Here is a 2013-nt window from a genome sequence, read left to right as displayed (position 1 = left end):
CACCCACCAAACGCCGACACCGGCCACACGGAGCAGCACTGGGCGCGGGATTCCACCTCCACGCTCACGCAGCCCCACCAAGATGGGCAGAACCCACACCGGACCCAACAGTCCGCATGGGATCGCTTAGAGCGTGCGCGGATAGGCGGTGTTCAGGGGCGTTTCCGGGGGCGTGTGTCCCAGCGGTAGAGGGTCCACGCGCGGCGGATGAGGCGACGCAGAGTGATGATGGCGTGAGCCAGCGACAGGTACGCATCGATGACTTCGGTGCGGCGTTCGGTGCAGCGAGCGATCTTGAAGAATTGATTACCCCAGGCGTTCGTGCGCTCCACCGGCCATCGTTTGGTGTTCTGGATCGGCGCGGCCACGCCCTTGACCGCGACCTGTGCCTGCAGGCCGTACTCTGCTGCCGTTCTGGTTCCCTTGCCGGTGCCGTAGGCGGCGTCGAGGTGGACCGTGGCGTTTTCCGGGAGCGGCCCGATACGTTCGAGTCTCTCCAGCGTGGGACCCAGCAGCGGGGAGTCGTGCCGGTTGCCAGGAGCGGTGACCGCGCCGAGCGGGATGCCGCCGGCGTCTGTTGCGGTGGAGCGTTTCATACCGCCCTTTCGCCGGTCCACGGGCGAAGGGCCTGCAACTTCACCACCGCAGGGGGCTTTTGAGTGACAGCCGTCGACGGGCACATCCGACAGCTGTAGGCCGATGAAACGGTCATAGGCTTCCAGAACGAGCAGCTCCAGGCGTTCGAAGACCCCGGCTTCGATCCACTCCTGACGACGGGTACGGATGGTCGTCGCCGAGCACGCGTCGTCGGCAACCTTGCGGTAGCCGCAGCCGAACACCAGCACCTGCACGAGCCGGTCGAAGACAGTGCGGTCACCGATGCGTCGGCGATGACAGCCCAGCGGGTGGTCGGAAGCGAACTCACCGCGCTCTGGCAGCAGTTCTCGAAACTGCTGCCAGAGCGGATCAACAAGCCATAATGGGAGCGCAGGCACGGAGCCTCCACGGTCACGGAGCGTAGGAACTCACATGATCGCGCAGGCCCGTGCCTGCACCTGCATCCAGCCCCTCACACCTGCCTATCCGCGCACGCCCTTAGCTGACTAGAGACGCTGGCCGCAAGGTGCTGGTCGTCGGCGACGGTGTCAACGACGCCCCCGCCCTAGCCGCCGCCCACACCGGCGTAGCCATGGGCCGGGCTGGCTCTGACCTGGTGCTGGAGACCGCCGACGCGGTCGTCGTAGGCGACGACCTGGCCACCGTCTCGGCCGTAGTCGCCCTCTCCCCCGGGCCCGCCAACTGGTGGTGCAGAACCTGGTCATCGCGGCCGTGTTCATCTCCGGCCTCAACGGCCTGCGGCTGCTGCGCGAGGCGGAGTGGACGCGGGCCCTTGCGGAGGGTGGCCGGTGACCCGCCGTACCCGACGGTCCGCCCCACCCACTCCCGGCACGGCGGACCGCTGCACAGTGACCGTCTGCCGCGGCTGCTGCTGCGGCACTGCGTAAGTCCCGAACGTCCACCATGCGGCCCAAGTCGCAGACCTGCGCGCCTTGCCCGGCCTGGCGAACGTACGGCCGGTCGACTGCCTGGACGCCTGCGAACAGCCCATCGGGGTCGTCGTCCAGCCGTCTCCACCGGCCACCGAGCCGGCGGACGCCCGGTCTGGCTCGGACTGGTCAATGACACCGACGAACGCCGACATCACCGCCTGGGCCAAGGACGGTGGCCCGGGAGTGGCCGACCTACTGGACGTCGTCGACCTCTGCGCCTTCGCCCCGTCCCGACGAGTCCGTCGGCAGATCAAGGAGTGAGCCGAGAGCGGAGAGGAACCGGGCGGCGCGACCTGTCGCACCATGACTGGGCCATCGCCCGGCCCCACGCTCGCTTCACCCTTGCCTGGCACACTGTGCACTCTTGGACCAAGGCCGGGAAGTTAAGGCTGGCCGGGGCACTGTCCAGGCGGGGGCTGATGCGCGCTGACCTGGGAGTACATGCGGAACGGGACCGCTGGTA

General features: G+C 68.2%; 1 protein-coding gene and 2 pseudogenes. 2 read left to right on the top strand and 1 reads right to left on the bottom strand.

Translation table 11 applies throughout. The features are described 5' to 3' along the window. Positions 1-152: 152 nt before the first annotated feature. Positions 153-995, bottom strand: coding sequence for an IS5 family transposase (locus AC07CM_RS50800; RefSeq protein ID WP_478883341.1), 843 nt, complete (start codon positions 993-995; stop codon positions 153-155). A 116-nt stretch (positions 996-1111) separates the two neighbouring features. Here AC07CM_RS50800 and AC07CM_RS50795 point away from each other — a divergent pair. Beyond that, positions 1112-1410 (top strand): annotated as a pseudogene (locus AC07CM_RS50795) (HAD hydrolase family protein); the annotation flags it as partial. Beyond that, positions 1407-1811, top strand: a pseudogene (locus tag AC07CM_RS50790) ((2Fe-2S) ferredoxin domain-containing protein). The pseudogenes AC07CM_RS50795 and AC07CM_RS50790, both read left to right, overlap by 4 nt. The last annotated feature ends 202 nt before the right edge of the window (positions 1812-2013 follow it).

This window comes from Streptomyces sp. NPDC044061 (assembly GCF_056434305.1).
The sequence above is the reverse complement of the archived record's forward strand: the minus strand, read 5'-3'. Positions and strand labels throughout refer to the sequence as shown.